The organism is Mycobacterium sp. ABE4_509 (assembly GCF_056160785.1).
The window spans coordinates 1-632 of the sequence record NZ_JBSWXU010000331.1; the positions used below are offsets into that span (position 1 = coordinate 1).

Genomic DNA, 632 nt, shown 5'->3' on the forward strand with positions numbered 1-632 from the left:
GCCGAGGGCCAGCCGGCGGCCCTGATCGGCGTGCGTGCGCAGCCGCAGCAGCAGGAGCAACCCGACAACGGTGACGAACAGTGCCGGTCCGGGGTGCGAGGACAGCGCCACTGCCGCAGCCGCCACCGCGATGGCGCCGAGTGCCGCGGCGCCCGCGAAACCCGTTACCAGGCCGGTCAACACGCGGTGGGCGACGGCGGACCGGCCGTCGTCGATCTCGGAACCGGGTGGACCGGCCCCGCTGACGGTGATCGCCGCCTTGGGAGCCAGGGACAGCCCGGCCAGGGCCAGCACCACCAGGGCGGCACCCCCGGTCGTGACCGCACCCCCGACCGCCGTGCACAGTGCGCTGCATGCCGCCAGGCAACCGGTCAGCGTTGCCAGCGCCCACAGCGCTGTGCTGTCGCGACACGCAGTGCGCAGCATCGACGTCGACACCGCCAGGCCGGCCGACGAGGCCAACAGAACGGTGGGCGCCCAGGGCGACCCGGGTACAGCCAGAAGCCCAGCTGCTGCCGCGAAGACCACTGCGTTCGAAGCCGGTGCAGCCGAGTGTTGCCCGCTGCGGGCCGCTGCCAGTGCCGCGGCGCCGCTCGCCGCGGCCAGGCTGCCCGCCACCCACGGGTGTGCCG

Annotated in this window: 1 protein-coding gene and 1 pseudogene; one reads left to right on the forward strand and one right to left on the reverse strand. The window is 74.8% G+C overall.

Going from position 1 to position 632, the window contains the following annotated elements; genetic code table 11:
* Window positions 1–426: pseudogene (locus tag ACXAID_RS28325) on the reverse strand (hypothetical protein); the annotation flags it as partial.
* On the opposite strand from ACXAID_RS28325, the gene ACXAID_RS28330 reads away from it, so the two are divergent.
* Window positions 416–632 (forward strand): hypothetical protein (locus ACXAID_RS28330; RefSeq protein ID WP_475025465.1); only part of this gene is annotated, 217 nt, incomplete at its 3' end. The pseudogene ACXAID_RS28325 and the gene ACXAID_RS28330 sit on opposite strands and share 11 nt — an antisense overlap.